16 protein-coding genes and 1 tRNA gene are annotated in these 17,010 nt (G+C 69.7%); 11 read left to right on the top strand and 6 right to left on the bottom strand.

Going from position 1 to position 17,010, the window contains the following annotated elements; all coding sequences use genetic code 11:
• The first annotated feature begins 150 nt into the window (after positions 1–150).
• The 7 genes from FB390_RS10770 to FB390_RS10740 all read left to right on the top strand — a co-directional run bounded on the left by FB390_RS10770 (position 151) and on the right by FB390_RS10740 (position 5,771).
• Positions 151–221 (top strand) — tRNA-Gln (locus tag FB390_RS10770).
• An 88-nt stretch (positions 222–309) separates the two neighbouring features.
• Positions 310–1,800 carry a bifunctional UDP-N-acetylglucosamine diphosphorylase/glucosamine-1-phosphate N-acetyltransferase GlmU gene (gene glmU, locus FB390_RS10765; RefSeq protein ID WP_141808828.1) on the top strand — a complete coding sequence of 497 codons (1,491 nt, stop codon included), beginning with the start codon at positions 310–312 and terminating at the stop codon, positions 1,798–1,800.
• On the top strand, positions 1,797–2,777 hold the full coding sequence (locus FB390_RS10760) for a ribose-phosphate diphosphokinase (protein WP_067784493.1): 981 nt from the start codon (positions 1,797–1,799) through the stop codon (positions 2,775–2,777). The genes glmU and FB390_RS10760 overlap by 4 nt, the downstream gene beginning before the upstream one ends.
• Before the next feature lie 205 nt (positions 2,778–2,982).
• Positions 2,983–3,786: a DUF4190 domain-containing protein gene (locus tag FB390_RS10755; protein ID WP_141808827.1), complete on the top strand. Its 804-nt coding sequence runs from the start codon at positions 2,983–2,985 to the stop codon at positions 3,784–3,786.
• A gap of 78 nt (positions 3,787–3,864) precedes the next feature.
• Positions 3,865–4,125, top strand: a complete 261-nt coding sequence (locus FB390_RS10750) for a hypothetical protein (protein WP_141808826.1) — start codon at positions 3,865–3,867, stop codon at positions 4,123–4,125.
• A gap of 64 nt (positions 4,126–4,189) precedes the next feature.
• Positions 4,190–5,098 carry a hypothetical protein gene (locus FB390_RS10745; RefSeq protein WP_141808825.1) on the top strand — a complete coding sequence of 303 codons (909 nt, stop codon included), beginning with the start codon at positions 4,190–4,192 and terminating at the stop codon, positions 5,096–5,098.
• 28 nt (positions 5,099–5,126) lie between these two features.
• Positions 5,127–5,771, top strand: a complete 645-nt coding sequence (locus tag FB390_RS10740) for a DUF2461 domain-containing protein (protein ID WP_141808824.1) — start codon at positions 5,127–5,129, stop codon at positions 5,769–5,771.
• Between the two features lie 85 nt (positions 5,772–5,856).
• Here FB390_RS10740 and egtD read toward each other — a convergent pair whose 3' ends face one another.
• From egtD to egtA, 4 genes are all read right to left on the bottom strand, one after another.
• A complete protein-coding gene (gene egtD / locus FB390_RS10735; protein ID WP_141808823.1) occupies positions 5,857–6,828 on the bottom strand; it encodes an L-histidine N(alpha)-methyltransferase in 972 nt (323 codons plus the stop codon).
• Positions 6,825–7,661, bottom strand: a complete 837-nt coding sequence (egtC, locus tag FB390_RS10730; protein WP_141808822.1) for an ergothioneine biosynthesis protein EgtC — start codon at positions 7,659–7,661, stop codon at positions 6,825–6,827. The genes egtD and egtC overlap by 4 nt, the downstream gene beginning before the upstream one ends.
• Positions 7,661–8,998: an ergothioneine biosynthesis protein EgtB gene (egtB, locus tag FB390_RS10725; protein ID WP_141808821.1), complete on the bottom strand. Its 1,338-nt coding sequence runs from the start codon at positions 8,996–8,998 to the stop codon at positions 7,661–7,663. The genes egtC and egtB overlap by 1 nt, the downstream gene beginning before the upstream one ends.
• Before the next feature lie 106 nt (positions 8,999–9,104).
• Complete coding sequence (egtA, locus tag FB390_RS10720) at positions 9,105–10,415, bottom strand: ergothioneine biosynthesis glutamate--cysteine ligase EgtA (RefSeq protein WP_141808820.1); 1,311 nt, start codon at positions 10,413–10,415, stop codon at positions 9,105–9,107.
• A gap of 239 nt (positions 10,416–10,654) precedes the next feature.
• On the opposite strand from egtA, the gene FB390_RS10715 reads away from it, so the two are divergent.
• Together FB390_RS10715 and FB390_RS10710 are read left to right on the top strand one after the other, a co-directional pair.
• Positions 10,655–11,833 (top strand): aminotransferase class V-fold PLP-dependent enzyme, encoded by a 1,179-nt coding sequence (locus FB390_RS10715; protein WP_141808819.1) that lies wholly within the window; start codon positions 10,655–10,657, stop codon positions 11,831–11,833.
• Positions 11,833–12,750, top strand: coding sequence for a ribonuclease Z (locus FB390_RS10710; RefSeq protein ID WP_141808818.1), 918 nt, complete (start codon positions 11,833–11,835; stop codon positions 12,748–12,750). The genes FB390_RS10715 and FB390_RS10710 overlap by 1 nt, the downstream gene beginning before the upstream one ends.
• Positions 12,751–12,823: 73 nt before the next feature.
• On the opposite strand, the gene FB390_RS10705 is transcribed toward FB390_RS10710, so the two are convergent.
• Together FB390_RS10705 and FB390_RS10700 are read right to left on the bottom strand one after the other, a co-directional pair.
• Positions 12,824–13,729 carry a hypothetical protein gene (locus FB390_RS10705; RefSeq protein ID WP_141811670.1) on the bottom strand — a complete coding sequence of 302 codons (906 nt, stop codon included), beginning with the start codon at positions 13,727–13,729 and terminating at the stop codon, positions 12,824–12,826.
• Positions 13,730–13,813: 84 nt separating this feature from the next.
• Positions 13,814–14,365 carry a TetR/AcrR family transcriptional regulator gene (locus FB390_RS10700; protein WP_141808817.1) on the bottom strand — a complete coding sequence of 184 codons (552 nt, stop codon included), beginning with the start codon at positions 14,363–14,365 and terminating at the stop codon, positions 13,814–13,816.
• Between the two features lie 104 nt (positions 14,366–14,469).
• On the opposite strand from FB390_RS10700, the gene FB390_RS10695 reads away from it, so the two are divergent.
• Both FB390_RS10695 and FB390_RS10690 read left to right on the top strand, forming a co-directional pair.
• Positions 14,470–15,162 (top strand): lysophospholipid acyltransferase family protein, encoded by a 693-nt coding sequence (locus tag FB390_RS10695; protein ID WP_141808816.1) that lies wholly within the window; start codon positions 14,470–14,472, stop codon positions 15,160–15,162.
• Positions 15,163–15,352: 190 nt separating this feature from the next.
• Positions 15,353–16,999: a fatty acyl-AMP ligase gene (locus tag FB390_RS10690; protein WP_141808815.1), complete on the top strand. Its 1,647-nt coding sequence runs from the start codon at positions 15,353–15,355 to the stop codon at positions 16,997–16,999.
• The last annotated feature ends 11 nt before the right edge of the window (positions 17,000–17,010 follow it).

The following is a 17,010-nucleotide window of genomic DNA, read 5'->3' as shown; positions in this document are numbered from 1 at the left end:
ACAGCGGAGTCCCCCGGAGCCGCCGACCTGCCGACTAGCGTGCTAACGCGCGCGTGGATGGGATCGGTTCGACGCGAGACGGGTCTTCGTGCGAGGATTCAACCCGTGCCGAGGCACAGCGGCGGTTCCCTTGATCCGCCGGTGTGGCGATCCGCCGTAGTGTAATGGCAGCACCTCTGATTTTGGTTCAGATAGTTCAGGTTCGAGTCCTGGCGGCGGAGCACACCGGCACGGTGACTATCGTTGGCCCCGCACATCGCTGACCAAGCACTCATAGCCAGCACGATGACAGGCAGCCGAGGGAGATCCATGCCACAGCAGACCGCCGTCGTCGTTCTCGCCGCCGGAGCCGGGACGCGAATGCGGTCGAAGACCCCCAAAGTTCTGCATTCGCTGGCCGGTCGAAGCATGCTCGCGCACGCGCTGCATGCGGCGAACGAGATCGACCCCGCGCACCTCATCACGGTGGTGGGCCACGACAGAGAGCAAGTCGGCGCCGCGGTCGCCGAAGTGGCCGCCGAGCTCGGCCGCGACATCACCCCTGCCCTGCAGGAGGAGCAACTCGGCACCGGCCACGCGGTCCAGTGCGCGCTGCGCTCGCTGCCCGAGGACTTCACCGGCGATCTGCTGGTCACCTCCGCCGACGTGCCACTGCTCGACGGACACACGCTTGCCGCGCTGCTCGACGAGCACCGCAGCTACACCGAACGCTCGGCGGTCACCGTGCTGACCTTCGTCCCGGACGACCCGAACGGCTACGGCCGGATCATCCGCGATCGGGACGGTCAGGTCGTCGAGATCGTCGAGCACGCCGACGCCACCCCGGAGCAGGCCGCGATCAACGAGGTCAACTCCGGCGTGTACGCGTTCGACGCCGCGGTGCTGCGCACCATGATCGGCAGGCTGTCCACCGCCAACGCCCAGCACGAGCTGTACCTCACCGACGTGCTGCGCCTGGCCCGCGAGGCCGGGCATCCGGTGCACGGCGCCCGCCTGGTCGACGCGGCCAAGGTCACCGGCGTCAACGATCGGGTCCAGCTCTCGCAGGCCGCCAAGACTTTGAACCGCTACATCCTGGAACGCCACATGCGGGCCGGTGTCACCATCATGGATCCGGCCACCACCTGGGTGGACGCGAGCGTGCGGATCGGCAGGGACGCGGTGCTGCGGCCCGGCGTGCAGCTGCTCGGCGCGACGGTCATCGGCGAGGACGCCGAGATCGGGCCCGACAGCACGCTGACCGACGTGCTGGTCGGCGACGGCGCGAAGGTGGTGCGCACGCACGGCGAGCGGTCCACCGTCGGACCTGGCGCGGCCATCGGTCCGTTCAGCTACCTGCGACCGGGCACCGTGGTCGGTGATTCCGGCAAGCTCGGCGCCTTCGTCGAGACCAAGAACGCCACCATCGGCGCGCATTCGAAGGTGCCGCACCTCACCTACGTGGGTGACGCGACGATCGGCGAACACAGCAACATCGGCGCTTCGAGCGTCTTCGTCAACTACGACGGCGTGCGCAAGCATCACACCGTGGTCGGCTCGCATGTCCGCACCGGCAGCGACACCATGTTCGTCGCGCCGGTGACGGTGGGTGACGGCGCTTATACGGCGGCGGGTACTGTACTGCGCAGAAACGTTCCACCGGGGGCGCTCGCGGTGTCGGGTGGAGCGCAGCGCAATATTGAGAACTGGGTGCAGCGGTACCGGCCGGGGACCGCGGCGGCGATCGCGGCGGCGGCAGCCATCGCGGCCGACGAGATGTCGGGTCAGGCAATCGAGCAAAAGGATGGCAAACAGCAGTGACCGCGTCATGGATCGATAACCAGAAGAACCTGATGCTCTTCGCGGGACGCTCCCATCCTGAGCTGGCCGAGCAGGTCGCCAAGGAACTCGACGTTCATGTGACGCCCCAGATCGCGCGCGACTTCGCCAACGGCGAGACCTTCGTCCGCTTCGAGGAATCCGTCCGCGGTTCGGACGCCTTCGTGCTACAGAGCTTCCCGGCGCCGGTGAACCAGTGGCTGATGGAACAGCTCATCATGATCGACGCGCTCAAGCGCGGTTCGGCCAAGCGGATCACCGCGGTGCTGCCGTTCTACCCGTACGCGCGGCAGGACAAGAAGCACCGCGGCCGTGAGCCGATCTCGGCCCGCCTGGTCGCCGACATGCTGAAGACCGCGGGCGCCGACCGCATCATCACCGTCGACCTGCACACCGACCAGATCCAGGGCTTCTTCGACGGCCCCGTCGATCACATGCACGCGCTGTTCCAGCTCTCCGAGCACGTGCGCGCCAACTACAGCCTGGAGAACATCACCGTCGTCTCGCCCGACGCCGGCCGCGTGAAGGTCGCCGAGAAGTGGGCCGACGCGCTGGACGGCGCGCCGGTGGCGTTCATCCACAAGACCCGTGACCCCCTGGTCCCGAACCAGGTGAAGTCGCACCGTCCGGTCGGTGACGTCGACGGCCGCACCTGCATCCTGATCGACGACATGATCGACACCGGTGGCACCATCGCCGAGGCCGTGCGCGTACTGCGCGAGGCGGGCGCGGGCGACGTCGTCATCGCGGCGACGCACGGCGTGCTCTCCAACCCGGCCGCCGAGCGCCTCGCCGCCTGCGGCGCGCGCGAGGTCGTGGTCACCAACACCCTGCCGATCACCGAGGACAAGAAGTTCCCGCAGCTGACGGTGCTATCCATCGCGCCGCTGCTGGCCCGCACCATCCGCGAGGTCTTCGAGAACGGTTCGGTCACCGGGCTGTTCAACGGCAACGCGTGACGCTTCCCTAGCAACACAGCGGCCCGGGCATCGCGCCCGGGCCGCTGTCGTTTCGCCGGCCGGTGAGCTGCCCTCCGCGTTCCCCTTGCGCCGCCGGGCTGTCGGCGGACCGCGTCCGGTAGCGCCTGCTGAGCCCGCGCTGGAGTTGACCGGGCGAACGTGATACCCATGTGGGGCAATCGAACACGCAGAGGGGGGCGCCGCCATGACCACGCCGCAGGAACCGCGACCCGGCATCGACTTCGGCAAGTCCGGGCCGCAGGACGATCGCCGGTCGGCGGAGACCCAGGTGTACCAGCCGCCGAGCACGGCGCCGGAGACGCAGGTCTACCAGCCCGGGCAGGCGCACGGTCCCGGCACCGCGCCGGAAACGCAGGTGTTCCAACCTGGTTCGCCGAGCCTCCCGGAGATGCCGGTCCATCGGCCGCCGCAACCGCCCGCCTATCAGCCGCCCGCGGCGCCGCAATATCCGGCGGGCGGCGTCTACGGATATCCGCCGCTCGACGGTGCTCCGGCGGGCACGCCGCCCACGGGCTACCCGCAGCAGCCGGGTCCGTACGACGCACCGGCGGGTACACCGGCGTCGGGTTACCCGCAGCAGCCGAACCCGTACGACGTGCCGCCCGCCTACCCCGCCGCGCCCGCCTACCCGCCCGCTTACCCGGCGGCGGCCGCTTACCCTGCCGCACCGGGTTATCCGGCGGCGCCGGGCTACCCTGCCGCGCAGCCCGGTGGCTACTCGCCGTACCCGGCGGGGCCTTACCAGCCGACTCAGACGCAAACGCTGTCGATCATCAGCTTCGTCTGCCTCGGCCTCAGCGTCCTGGGTGTCGGTTTCTGCTTCTTCCCCATCCTGCTCACCGGACCAGCGGGCATCATTCTCGGTTTCGTCGGGCACAGCAAGAACGAATCACTCGGCAAATGGGCGGCCATCGCCAATGCCGTGGTGTTGGTGCTGGCGATCCTGCTGGTCGTCTTCGTCATCGGAGTAACGCGCTACTCGTCGTAGGCACGGACTCGGCCGGTCCGCGAATTCGCGGCGTCGAGTTACCTCCGTCCCGGCGCCGACGGGACGATACTGGGACCCATGAACCGTGACCCGCTGGACATGGACATGGGAGACGACGAGCAAGAAGACGAGATTCGCGAGTACGAGCGCTACATCGAGAATCCGCCGGAGAACCTCACGATCCGCAATCGGGAGAGCGAGGACCACGGCAGGCTCGGCATCGGCGAGGACCTCGACGAGCGCTGGACCCGGCGTGGTCAGCGCGCCGAGGACGTGGACGACTCGACCCTGCCCGCCGAAGAGGCGGCGATGGAGATCATCGACGATTCCGACTTGTGAACGTTAAAGCTCGAACCACGTGGTACCCGGGGGTTGCCAGGCGTATACGACCAGGAGGCCGCTGATGACCACACCGAAGAATCCTGACGAGTCGTCCGAGGAGAAGCCGCTGACCGGCAGCGCACCGCAGTCGGGGCAGGAATCGGGGGCATCGCTGTCGAAGAAGCCGGAGGAATCGGAGCCGACGGGCACCGAATGGGCGACTCCCGCGTCCGCCCAGCCGGTCCCGGGCGAGTCGACGCAACTGTCGTCGGCCACCGGCGGGACCGAGGCGCCGAGCGAATCGTCGGCGACTTCCGGCGGTGGGCCGTCCTCGTCGTCCGGTAGCGCGACGGAACCGCCGGTGACCGGCTCGGCCCCGCAGTCGACCGGGCCGGAGGGATGGAATCAGCCGGGGGCGGGTCAGCCCGAGTATCCGTTCGGCGGGCAACCCGGCTATCCCGGTGCGGGGCCCGCCAGCTATCCGGGCGAGCAGCCTGGCGGCCAGTACGGACAGCCCGGCTATTCGAGCGGGCAACCCGGATATCCGGGAGGCGAGAAGCCCGGCGAACAGTCGTATCCCGGCGGACAGGGTTACCCGCCCGGTGGCCCTTCCTCGTACTCCACTTCCGATCAGGCCGACTACCCCTCGGCCCAGCCGCAGTACGGACAGTCGCAGTACGGCGGCGCGTACCCGCAAGGGCAGGGCGGCTATCCCTCCTACCCGCAGCAGGGCCAGCCCTTCGGCGGCGAGCAGCCGCGGAAGCCGGGCACTCAGACGATGTCGATCATCGGGTTCGTGTGCGCGGTGCTCGCGCTGTTCCTGTGCCCGATCCTGTTCGGCCCGGCGGGCATCGTGTTCGGCATCCTGGGCCACAACAAGGGCGAGCCGCTCGGCCGGTGGGCCGCCATCGCGGCGGGCGCGGCGCTGGTCATCGGGCTCATCCTGAGCTTCGCGGTGCTCAACACCGATTTCGTCCCCGAGCAGAATTGAGTCGGTGGCCCGCCGTAAGTTCTCGGTCATGAGTGGTTTCGGTGGATTTCCGTTGGCCGGGCTCGATTTCTACGAGGACTTGGAGGCCGACAACTCCAAGGCGTTCTGGAACGCGCACAAGGCGGTGTACGAGGACGCGGTGAAAGCGCCGATGGTCGCGCTGACCGCGGAACTGGAAGCCGACTTCGGCACCGCGAAGATCTTCCGTCCCTATCGCGACGTGCGCTTCGCCAAGGACAAGTCCCCGTACAAGACGGCGCAGGGCGCCGTGGTCGGCACCGCGCCGGGCGTCGGCTGGTACGTGCAGATCAGCGCCGCAGGGCTGTTCGTCGGCGGCGGGTTCTATTCCGGAACCCCGGCCCAGGTCGCGCAGCTGCGCGCCGCGGTCGATGACGACGTGCGCGGTCCGGAGCTGGAGAAGATCCTCGCGAAGCTGACCAAGGCGGGGTTCACCATCGGCGGTGACAAGCTGAAGACCAAGCCCAAGGGCTACGAGGCGGACCACCCGCGCATCGACCTGCTGCGGCACAAATCCCTGACCGCGAGCCGCCAATTCGGCGCACCCGAATGGCTGGAGACGCCGCGCGTGGCCAAGGAGGTGCGCAAGGCCTGGGAGACGATGCGCCCGTTCATCGATCGGCTGACCTCGATCGTCGGACCGGCGAACGCGTAGGCGGAGTCCCGCACCGCCCGGCGGGCGCGGAGTCGGCGCTGCCGGGCGAGGCATGGCGACCGCAGGCCTCGACGACCTGCCGCCGCTAGATCCGCGCGGCGAGTACCAAGGCGAAGCGATCGTCGTCGTCGGTCCACACCCGCTCCGTGCGGAATCCCGCGGCGGTCAGCTCCGCATCGAGCCCGTCGACGCGGAACTTCGCGGAGATCTCCGTGCGCAACTGCTCGCCGCGCGCGAAGTGCACCGTGAGGTCGAGATCGGCGACGGTGACCGTCATGTCCTCGGTCGCCGCGAGGCGCATCTCGATCCACTCGCGCTCGGCGTCCCACAGCGCGACGTGCGCGAACTTGTCGGGATCGAAGTCCGCCCGCAAGCGGTGGTTGAGCACGTGCAGGACGTTTCGGTTGAACTCGGCGGTGACCCCGGCCGCGTCGTCGTAGGCGGGAACGAGCACGTCCGGATCGATGACCAGCCCGGCCCCGAGCAACAGCTGCTCGCCCGGCTCGAGCACCTCCCGGATGCCGGCGAGGAACTCGGCGCGCTCGCCGGGCACCAGATTGCCGATGGTGCCGCCGAGGAACGCGATCATCCGGCGGCCGCCGCGCGGCAGGTTGCGCAGGGTGTCGGTGAAATCGCTGACCACGCCGTGCACGCCGAGCGCGGGAAACTCCGCGGCGACCTGCTCGGCCGCCGCCCGCAGCGCCGCCGACGAGACGTCCTGCGGCACATAGGTCTTCAGCGGCCCCTCGGCGGTCAACGCGGAAAGCAGCAGGCGGGTCTTGTGCGCCGAGCCCGCGCCGAGTTCGACGAGGACTTCGGCCTGCGCGATCCGCGCGATGTCGCCGACCACCCGTTCCAGCAGGGCGCGTTCGGTGCGCGTGGGGTAGTACTCGGGCAGTTCGGTGATGCGCTCGAACAGTTCGCTGCCGCGGGCGTCGTAGAACCACTTGGGCGGCAGCCACTTCGGATCGGCGGTGAGCCCGCGCCTGGCGTCGGCCCGCAGTGCCGTCGTGAGATCCTCGTCGGAGAGATGGACTTCCAGCGTCGGTGCGGTCATGGCGTGGACCTTTCGGTATCGGGCGGGGTCAGCTCCTCGATCGAGAGCACCCCGGGCCTGGCGAACACCAGTTTCCGGTCGGGAATCGGCTGCCAGCGCGGATCGTCGTCGTACGGTTCGGAGGAGAGGATGGCGACGTCGTCGGTGACGAACGCGGACAGCGCGTGGTGCACCGTGGTGGCCCACACCTGTTCGCCGTCGCCGATCAGCAGGTTGAGCCGGGCCGTCGGCATGTGCCGGAGCACGGCGTCGACCAGCAGACGCAACGCGGTCGCCGGACTCTTCGCGTAATCGCCGGATTCCGTGGAGCGCAGAAGATCTCGCAGCAGCACCCACAGGGCGGCGGAATCGGTCGCCGCCTCGGCCTCGAGCAGCCGGGCGGTCTCGAAGAGGCGGGTCGCGCCGGCGCGGGTCGCGGCCACGTCGAGGTCCGAGGTGACCGCGGTGAGCACCCGTCGCCACTCCGGAATCGCGCCGTTGTGGCTGAAGGCCCACCGTCCGTCGACGAAGGGCGCGCAGGCGGCCCGTTCGACGGGCATCCCCACGGTGGCCGAGCGGATCGAGCCGAGCACCGCACCCGAAACCAGCTGGGGCAGCACCTCTTCCACCGCTGGATCGGTCCAGATGGGATCGGGATTGCGGTAGCGGCTGGCCTCCGGGGCACCGCCCGAACCGTTCCGCCACCACGCGACACCGAAACCATCGGCGTTGATGGTGCCGCCGCCGCGCATCTCCTTGGGCGCCCACGCCTGTGTGCGCAGGGAATGCGTACCGCGGGTGAGCAATTCGCCGACAGACGTCGGCGGGCCGACATAGCCCAGGTGCCGGCACATCAGATCTCGTCCCGCCCCAGGTCGCGGGCGAGGCGGAAACCGGAGAAGATCTGGCGGCGAATCGGATGGTCCCAGTTGCGGAAGGTGCCGCGGCAGGCCACCGGATCGGTGCCGAACGAACCGCCGCGCAGCACGCGATAGTCGCCGCCGAAGAACACCTCGGAGTACTCCTTGTAGGGGAACGCGCGGAAGCCGGGGTAGGCCTCGAAGCCCGAGGACGTCCACTCCCAGACGTCGCCGATCAGCTGGTGCACGCCCGCGGGCGACGCGCCGGCCGGGTACGCGCCGACCTCGGCCGGTTCGAGATGGCGCTGTCCGAGATTGGCTGTGGCGGAGTCCGGTTCGGCGTCGCCCCACGGGTAGCGGCGTTCGGCGCCGGTGTCGGGGTCGTACCGCGCGGCCTTCTCCCATTCGGCTTCGGTGGGCAGTCGCTTGCCCGCCCAGTTGGCGTAGGCCTCGGCCTCGAACCAGCAGACGTGCAGCACCGGCTGGCGCGGACGCAGCGGGGTCATCACGCCGAAGACCCGCCGCCACCAGTGTCCGGCCGGATCGCGGTCCCAGAACTGGGGCGCCACCAGTCCGGCCTCGGTGCGGTGCGCCCAGCCGCGCTCGGACCACAACTCGGGGCGTTCGTAGCCACCGTCGTCGATGAAGGCCAGGTACTGCTCGTTGGTGACCGGCGCGGCATCGATCGCGAAGGCGGGCACATGCACCCGGTGCGCGGGACGTTCGTTGTCCAGCGCCCACGGATCGGTGGAGGTGCCCATGGTGAACTCGCCCGCCGGGATGATCACCTCGCCGGAGACCGCGACCGCCGCGGCGGGTGCGCTCGGCGCGGCGAGCACCGCGGCGCCCGTTCGCAACTGGTGCGTGGCCAGCATGGTCTCGTCGTGCTGCTGTTCGTGCTGGGCGATCATGCCGAACGCGAAACCGCCGTCCACCAAACGGTTTCCCCGTAGGGCGCTGCTGTCGAGCACGTCGAGCACCTTGTCGCGGACGGTGCCGACGTAGCCGCGCGCCTCGCTGGGATTCAGCAGCGGCAACCCGGGGCGCTTCGCCCGCGCGTGTTTGAAGGCGTCGTAGAGCTCGTCGATGTCGGCGCGGACGGGATCACGTCCGCCCACGTCGCGCACCAGCCACAGCTCCTCCTGGTTGCCGATGTGCGCGAGGTCCCAGACCAGCGGGCTCATCAGCCGGGAATGCTGGGCGACGAGTTCGGCCTCGTCGACGACGTCGGTCAGGCCGAGTGTCCTGGCGCGTGCGGTGGTGAGCACCTCGGCGATCCGCTCGCGGAGTCGCTCGGTGCCGGAATGGTCGGTGGGGGCGAAAGTGGTCACGGGAACGCTCTCCGGGCGGTAGTTGTCGTCAGCGCTGCGCGGCGGGACGTGCCGCGGCCTCGTCGAATGATGCTGTGCGCGTGCCTGTTCCGCGCTGCCGCTGGTTTCACGACGCGGCCTCCACCCGGGTGTGGGCCGGGGTGCGGCCGTCGCGACATCGTTGCGAGGCGTCGTCGAGTTCGCGGGCCGCCGAGGGCGTGCGGGCGTGCGCGGCGGCGAGGGCCAGCAGCTCGACGGCGACCTTCCTGATCTCCGTGTCGACGAGACCGTGGCGGGCCGCCTGCAGCCACCGGCCCGCCACGGGCGCGGCGAGCGCGGTCGCCTCGGCGACGACGGCGGGCGCGGACAGCAGCGCGTCGAACGCGTGGACCGGGACAGTCCAGGTGTCGCCCGGCTGCGCGTCCAGGTAGCGGACCTCCAGATGACCCGAAGCGCGTACCTGCGGAAACAGGGTCGTCAGGTGATAGTCGAGGTCGGCGGTGTCGGGACGGCGTCCGATCTCGTCGTCCAGCGCGCCGGACAGCCAGTCGGCGAAGGTCGCGCCCGGCGGGGCCGTCCACTCGACGCCGTTGCCGTCCGACGGCGCGTCGGGTCTGCGGACGCACAGCAGCGGCACGTCCAGCGCCCAGCGGGCATAGGCGGTCACCGGGTCGGACCATTCCTGCACCGGCGGGCGGGTTCTGGCGTTGTCCAGGCGCAGCCAGGCGCGCATCCGCTGGGAGGCCCACGCGCCGTCGGGCGCGCCGCGCAGCGCGGGCGAACAGGCGAAGGCGGCGACCAGGGCAGGGCCCATGGCGTAGAGCGCGGTCCATCTGGCGGTGACCTCGGCGCGGTCGGTGCCCGCGTCCACGCTGACCTGGGTGGCCGCGGTATTGCACATCATCAGCTTGCCGAAGGGGCCGATTCCGCCGAAGGACTGCTCCATGGCGCGGTAGCGGGGCAACTGCAACACCCGCTTCGGGCGGCGGTCGGCGTCGGCGGAGAGGGAAAGTGTTCGGATGCACCGGGTTTCGAGCAGCTCGCGCAGGAGGCGGGCGTCGCCGATCAAACGCTCGCACAGCTCGGCGGCGGTGGCATACGGTGCGCTGGAGAGTTCGATCTGACCGCCGGGTTCGAGGGTGACCCGGCTGCCCCCTGGCAGCGGAAGCGCCGGAGAATCGGGGGCGATGGACCGCGGTGCGTGCGGTCCGAGCGCGGCTGCGAAGGCAGACAGCTGCGGGCGGGGGGCCGTGGCGGGCCCGGACGCCGAACACTCACCCTGCACGGTGAGCCACTCGAGCTCGGCGCCGATCAGCATCGGCGGGCCCAGCTTGAAGCAGACACCACCGACGTAGGCCTCGGCAGCCGCCCGCGAGGACAGATCGCCGGGCTCGATGGTTTGCCTGGCCGATTCCGGATGTTCGAGCGTGATCGCCATGCCAACCTCCACCTGAGTTCTTGCGCGGGGCCGGACATCCGTCCGAACGCCATGATCGTTGTTCGTGTCGCTGTCGTCCGCGCTCGAACACCCATCCGAACGCGCTCTCACCGTGGTTCCGTTCAACCAGGGTAGCCAGGGATACCGACAAAAAACCGTCCAGCAGCCGAACAGACGGTCCTACCTGGGGTGCTGTCGAGCGCCTGCGCGGGGACTTCGCTACCGATAATGTCGTCGGCATGTTGGACGAGAAGCGGGTACGCGAAGAGACGCCGGGCTGCCGGTCCGATACCGGGCTGGTCTTCCTCGACAGCGCGGGTTCCTCGCTCCCGCCCCAAATCGTCCTGGATACCGTCGTCGACCACCTGCGCCGGGAGGCCGAGATCGGCGGCTACCGCGCCGCCAACGAACGCCTCGACGACCTCGCCGCGGTCAAGACCGCGATCGGCGCGCTGATCAACGCCGACCCGAGCGCCATCGCCCTCAGCGACAGCGCGACACGCTCCTGGGCCGACTTCTTCTATTCCGTCCCCCTCGGACCTGGCGACCGCGTGCTCATCTCCGGTTCGGACTACGCGAGCAACGCCATCGCGGCGATCCAGCGGGCCCGCGCGGTCGGCGCCACGGTCGAGCAGATCCCCAGCGACGGCAGCGGGCAGCTGGATCTGGACGCGATGGCCGAGCTGGTCGACGAGCGGGTGAAGCTGGTGTCGGTGCTGCACGCGCCGACCAACGGCGGGCTGGTGAATCCGGCCGCCGAGGCGACCAGGATCGCGCACTCGGTGGGTGCGCTGGTGTTGCTCGACGCCTGCCAGTCGGCGGGGCAGATCCCGATCGACGTGGCCGAGCTCGGCGTCGACGCGCTCTCGGTCACCGGGCGCAAGTGGCTCCGCGGGCCGCGCGGCACCGGATTCCTCTATGTACGTCCGGAATTGGCCGCCACGATGGAACCGCAGCGGCTGGATCTGCACAGCGCCGAGTGGACCGGTCCCGAGGAGTACCGGCTCGCGCCGGACGCCGGCCGCTTCGAGTTCTGGGAGTGCGACGTGGCCGCCCGGCTCGGGCTCGGCGCCGCCGTTCGGTACCTGCTCGACCTCGGGCCGGAGAACGTCTACGCCGCGATCGGCGCGCGGGCGGAGTACCTGCGCAAAGCGTTGCCCGAGATCGACGGAGTCACCGTGCGCGACAACGGCGTCCGGCACAGCGGCATCGTCTCGTTCACCGTCGACGGGGTGTCCGCCGCCGAGGTGCGCGATCGGCTCGCGGCCCAGAACATCACCGTGACGGTCAGTTTCGCCAGTTCCACCCTGCTGGACATGACCGCGCGCGGGCTGGACGCGGTGGTGCGCGCGTCGCCGCACTGTTTCGTCTCCTTCGAGGAACTGGACCGGTTCGTGGCCGCCGTCGCCGCCCTCTGATGTCGCAGCGCGAGCTGGTCGTCCTCGGCACCGCCAGCCAGGTGCCGACCAAGCACCGCAACCACAACGGCTATCTGCTGCGCTGGGGTGCGGAAGGCGTGCTGTTCGATCCCGGCGAGGGGACCCAACGGCAGATGGCGTTCGCCGGGCTGGCGGCGGGCGACATCACGCGGATCGCGGTAACGCATTTCCACGGCGATCACTGCCTCGGGCTGCCCGGCATCGTGCAGCGGATCAATCTGGATCGGGTCGCGCACCCGGTGGACGTCTACTACCCCGCGTCCGGCGAGGTGTATTTCGAGCGGTTGTGCAATGCGACGGCGTTCTACCGGACCGTCGAGCTGCGGGCGCGTCCGATCGCGGGGGCGGGTGCGTTGCCCGCGCCCGACGCGCCCTTCGGGATCGAAGCGGTGCCGCTGTCGCATCCGGTCGAGGCGTTCGGCTACCGGCTGACCGAGCCTTCCGGGCATCGGATGCTGCCGGAACGGCTGCGCGCCCGCGGTGTGCGCGGGCCCGATGTCGGCCGGTTGCAACGCGAGGGTTCACTCGTCGTCGACGGCACGACCGTCACGTTGGCCGAAGTCAGCGAACCCCGGCCGGGGCAGAGCTTCGCCTTCGTCATGGACACCCGCCTGTGCGACGGCGTGCACCAATTGGCTTCCGGCGTGGACGTTCTGGTGATCGAGGCGACCTTCCTCGACGCCGACGCCCACCTCGCCGACGAATACGGCCACCTCACCGCGGGCCAAGCCGCCCGCGTCGCCGCCGAAGCTGGCGCCCACACCCTCGTCCTCACCCACTTCTCCCAGCGCTACCGCACCCTCGACGCCCACCGCGCCGAAGCGGAGAAGTACTTCACCGGCGACCTTTTCATCGCCGAAGACCTGGCGCGAATCCCCTTCCCCCCGCGGCGCTAGTCCACGAACAGGTCGTCGGTGTCCTGGACCACCGCCGCCCGCGGTAGCCAGCACCGCTGGGATGAATCTGGTGCTACTCCGCGAAGAGTTCCTCAGCCGAAGCGACGGTCACCGCACGCCGCACCCACTCGGCCAAGACGTCGGTATCAATGCACGCCGTGATGCGATCACGGACCTCGTCGGAAACGGGGATACCACGCGCCTCCAGCACCGTCAGCAGGGCACGAACTTCACCCTCCGCTTTGCCCTTCTCGTGGCCTTCCGCTTCGCCCCTCTTCTTGCCCTGGGCGAAATACCGGCGGGCGAAGTCACTCTGGTACTCGTAATTGCGGAGCGTGGAGGTCATCAGCGTCTCCCAAACGGATCGGGCGGCTCGAGGCAGCCTCGTCAGGATGAAGTCATAGTACAGGTCGGCCCGGTCCTCCTCGAAGGTCTCGAGCGCCGCCAACGCGGCCGCGAACACCTTTGCGTTATCCGGGTGCGCGTAGTGCGACGCAGCCGACAGCACCGCGAGTTCCGGCAGCGTGTTGGCGGTTTCAAGATCGGTGACCACCGGAACGGCGGACGGATCGAGCACCAGCGGCACCAGTCGGGCGTACGGGTGGCCGTACCCGAAATCGATCGGCTTCGCCGCCCAACGCGCGGTCCGCTTGTCGGGGCACAGCACCAGCAGCACGGTCGGGCACTTCCACCGCGCCCGCAGCGCGGCGACGTACACCGGCCAGGACCACCGCTTGTCCGGATCGGGACGTAGCTGGACCTCGACGACCACCGCCAGAACCGGTCCGTCAGCGGCGTGCAGCACCGCCACCGAATCCGCGTGGTACTCGGTCGGTGCCAGAATCGGCAGGTCACCGGATAGGTTCTCGATTTTGTCGAACTCGGGCAGCTGCCAGCCGAGCGCTGCCAACAACGGCGGGATCATGTCCGGTCGACTCCGGAACATATCGATGATCAGCTCATGCTGCTGCGATGGCATGCGCGGCACAGTACCGACGTCGACCGACAGAACCAGATCTCGGCGGCGTGCCGCGCGACGACTCGCCGGGCCGACGGAAGTCGTTCAGGGAAGGTGCAATTGGAGGATTTGGTCGACGAGGGTGGGGTCGGCGGCGGTGGGGGCGATGAGGGTGAGGCTTTCGTTCGCGCGGAGGGTGGCGAGGCCGTGTAAGGCGGTCCAGAGGAGGAGGGGGCGGTCGGCGGAGGGGCTGGCCTGGCGGACGAGGTCGGCGAAGTGGTCGAAGAGCGGGAGGGTGGTGGCGCGGAGGTTGGCGCCGGAGCCCTCGAGCAGGTCGTGGCGGAACATGAGGGTGAACATCTGCGGGCGGGTGGCCGCGAAGTCGATGTAGTCGATGGCCATGCGGCGCAATCGGTCTCGGGCCGGAGCGCTCGCGTCGTCGGCCGCGGCGAAGCGCGCGGCGAGGTCGGCGAAACCGCGTGCCGCGATGGCCGCGAGCAGCGCCTTGTGGGTCGGGAAATGCCGACGCGGGGCGCCGTGCGAGACACCCGCGGCGCGCGTGATCGCGCGCAGCCCGAGTCGATCCGGGCCTTCCTGCTCCAGCAGTTCGACGCCGACGGCGATCAGCCGCTCGCTGAGGGGTTCGTTCCCGGCCACGCGGACATTGTGCACTCTCGCGCACACGACCGGCGTCGGGGGGTAGACAATGTCTACGCACTTCCTGTAGACAGTGTCTACGCCTTGTCGACGGAAGGTTCCCTGTGTGGTATCGCTTGTTCAAGCACGTCCTGCTCGGTCCGCTGCTGCGGATCATCGGCCGCCCCGAGGTGGTCGGCCTGGAGCACGTGCCGCGCAGCGGGCCGGTGATTGTCGCCGCCAACCACTTGGCCGTGATCGACTCGATGTACCTGGCGCTCGTGCTGCCGCGCCGCGTCACCTTCCTCGCCAAGCAGGAGTACTTCACCGGCACGGGGTGGAAGGGGCGCTTCAACCGGTGGTTCTTCTCCGCCGCGGGTCAAGTGCCGGTCGATCGGACCGGCGGCACCGCGGCCGCTGACGCCCTGGCGGCTGCCACCCGCATCCTGGAAGCGGGCGGCGTCTGGGCCATCCACCCGGAGGGCACCCGGTCGCCGGACGGCCGGGTCTATCGCGGACGGACGGGAGCGCTGCGGGTGGCCATCGCGACCGGCGCCCCGGTGGTGCCCGTGGTGCTGTCCGGCACAGACCGGGTCAATCCGCGCGGCAGCCGGATGTGGCGATTCGCCAAAGTGCGCGTCCACTTCGGCGCGCCGCGCTACTACCCGCCCGCCGAGACGCGGGCGGACGCGCGCTGCGAGACCGACGCGCTGATGCGAGAACTGGCGCGGCGATCCGGTCGGCAGTACGTCGATTCCTACGCGGCCACGTTCCACGGCGCGAGCGTGCGCGACGGTCTTCCGCATCGACGGGCCTGAGATCTCCCGAGCACCGAGGCGGTGCTCCGGTCGCAGCTGTCGAGGCTCGGTCGTGGGCACGAGCACCGGCCTCCGCCGCGCCGCTCCGTCAGCGCACGCGACCCCGCCGAGGGGTTAACGTCGCGGCGATTCGGCGGGATAGTGGGAGGAGGCCGGATGCTCGGTCGAGCTGTGACGAGGAGACCGACAAATGAGCAGGTTCACCGATGAGATGTACGCGACGGGGCGGTCGTCCGGCCGCGGCCTGGTGACCGGGGAGCCGGGCGCCCCGCTGCGGCAGACCTGGACCGAGATCCACGGAATCGCGCGCCGGATGGCGGGCGGACTCGCGGCGGCGGGCATCGACCACGGCGACGCGGTCGGCGTGCTCGCGGGCATGCCGGTCGACATCGCACCGGCGTGCCAGGCCATCTGGATGCGCGGCGCGTCCATCACCATGCTGCACCAGCCGACCCCGCGCACCGATCTCGCGGTGTGGGCCCGCGACACCGAGACGGTGCTCGGCATGATCGAGGCGCGCGCGGTGGTGCTCGGCGCGCCGTTCGACGCGGCGGAACCGCTGCTGCGCGAGCGCGGCATCACCGTCGTGCGGATCGACCAGTTGGCGGAGGGTCCCGAGATCGACCCGGTGCCGACCACCGAATCCGATGTGGCCCTTCAGCAATTGACCTCCGGCTCCACCGGATCGCCTAAGGCGGTGCGGATCACGCACGGCAACTTCTACGTCAACGCCTACGCGATGTTCGACAGGGTGAAGTTCCAGCTCGACATCGATGTGATGATCAGCTGGCTGCCGCTGTTCCACGACATGGGCATGGTCGGATTCCTCAGCGTTCCCATGCAATTCGGTGCCGAGGTGGTGTGCGTGACGCCGCTCGACTTCCTGACGCGGCCGCTGCTGTGGGCCGAGCTGATCGACAAGTACCGCGGAACCGTCACGGCCGCACCGAATTTCGCGTACTCCCTGCTGGCCCGCAGGCTGCGGCAGGCCGAGGACGGCGCGCTCGACCTGAGCAGCGTCCGGTACATGTGGAACGGCGCCGAGCCGGTGGACCCCGACACCATGGACGCGCTGGCCGACGCCGGAAAACGCTTCAGGCTCAATCCGATGGCGCTCACCCCGGTGTACGGCATGGCCGAGACGACGCTGGCGGTTTCCGTCCCCGACCCGGGCCTCGGCCAGGTGCTCGACGTCATCGACGCCGATCTGCTCGAAGCGCTCGGCAAGGCGGTGCCGGTGCCGGAGCAGCACGTCGGCCACGCCAACGTTCGCCGCCTGCCGACCCTCGGCTACCTGGTCGATCACCTGGAGGGCCGGGTGGTGGACGCCGAACGCGAACCGCTGCCGACCCGCTCGGTCGGCGTCATCGAATTGCGCGGTCCCGCGGTGACTTCCGGGTACGTGACGGTCGACGGCTTCCGTCCGGCTCAGGACGAAGACGGCTGGCTCGACACCGGCGACATCGGCTACTTCACCGAAGACGGCCTGGTGGTGGTCTGCGGCCGCAAGAAGGACGTCATCATCATGGGCGGGCGCAACATCTTCCCGACCGACATCGAGCGCGCCGCGATGCGGGTGTCCGGCGTGCGCCCCGGCAACGCGGTCGCGGTTCGGCTCGACGCGGGACAGAAGCGGGAAAGCTTCGCCGTGGTGGTGGAATCGAACGACCATCAGAACCCGGTCGAGGTCAAGCGCATCGAGCACGACATCGTGCACTCGGTCTTCTCCGAGGTCGGCGTCCGCCCGCGCACGGTCGCCGTGCTCGGCCCCGGCGCCCTGCCGAAGACCTCGTCGGGCAAACTCCGCCGCTCCGCCACCGCGGTCCACCTGCGCTGAACGGCCCGGGA

Source organism: Nocardia bhagyanarayanae (assembly GCF_006716565.1).
Taxonomy (GTDB): domain Bacteria; phylum Actinomycetota; class Actinomycetes; order Mycobacteriales; family Mycobacteriaceae; genus Nocardia; species Nocardia bhagyanarayanae.
This window is presented reverse-complemented; position numbering and strand designations above follow the sequence as displayed.

Excerpts from the sequence above, each read along its gene's own strand:
- FB390_RS10690 (WP_141808815.1), top strand. The coding sequence starts at position 15,353 with ATGAGCAGGTTCACCGATGAGATGTACGCGACGGGGCGGTCGTCCGGC.
- FB390_RS10745 (WP_141808825.1), top strand. The coding sequence starts at position 4,190 with ATGACCACACCGAAGAATCCTGACGAGTCGTCCGAGGAGAAGCCGCTG.
- egtA (WP_141808820.1), bottom strand. The coding sequence starts at position 10,415 with ATGGCGATCACGCTCGAACATCCGGAATCGGCCAGGCAAACCATCGAG.
- FB390_RS10740 (WP_141808824.1), top strand. The coding sequence starts at position 5,127 with ATGAGTGGTTTCGGTGGATTTCCGTTGGCCGGGCTCGATTTCTACGAG.
- FB390_RS10715 (WP_141808819.1), top strand. The coding sequence starts at position 10,655 with ATGTTGGACGAGAAGCGGGTACGCGAAGAGACGCCGGGCTGCCGGTCC.
- FB390_RS10750 (WP_141808826.1), top strand. The coding sequence starts at position 3,865 with ATGAACCGTGACCCGCTGGACATGGACATGGGAGACGACGAGCAAGAA.
- egtC (WP_141808822.1), bottom strand. The coding sequence starts at position 7,661 with ATGTGCCGGCACCTGGGCTATGTCGGCCCGCCGACGTCTGTCGGCGAA.
- FB390_RS10755 (WP_141808827.1), top strand. The coding sequence starts at position 2,983 with ATGACCACGCCGCAGGAACCGCGACCCGGCATCGACTTCGGCAAGTCC.
- FB390_RS10705 (WP_141811670.1), bottom strand. The coding sequence starts at position 13,729 with ATGCCATCGCAGCAGCATGAGCTGATCATCGATATGTTCCGGAGTCGA.
- FB390_RS10710 (WP_141808818.1), top strand. The coding sequence starts at position 11,833 with ATGTCGCAGCGCGAGCTGGTCGTCCTCGGCACCGCCAGCCAGGTGCCG.
- egtD (WP_141808823.1), bottom strand. The coding sequence starts at position 6,828 with ATGACCGCACCGACGCTGGAAGTCCATCTCTCCGACGAGGATCTCACG.
- glmU (WP_141808828.1), top strand. The coding sequence starts at position 310 with ATGCCACAGCAGACCGCCGTCGTCGTTCTCGCCGCCGGAGCCGGGACG.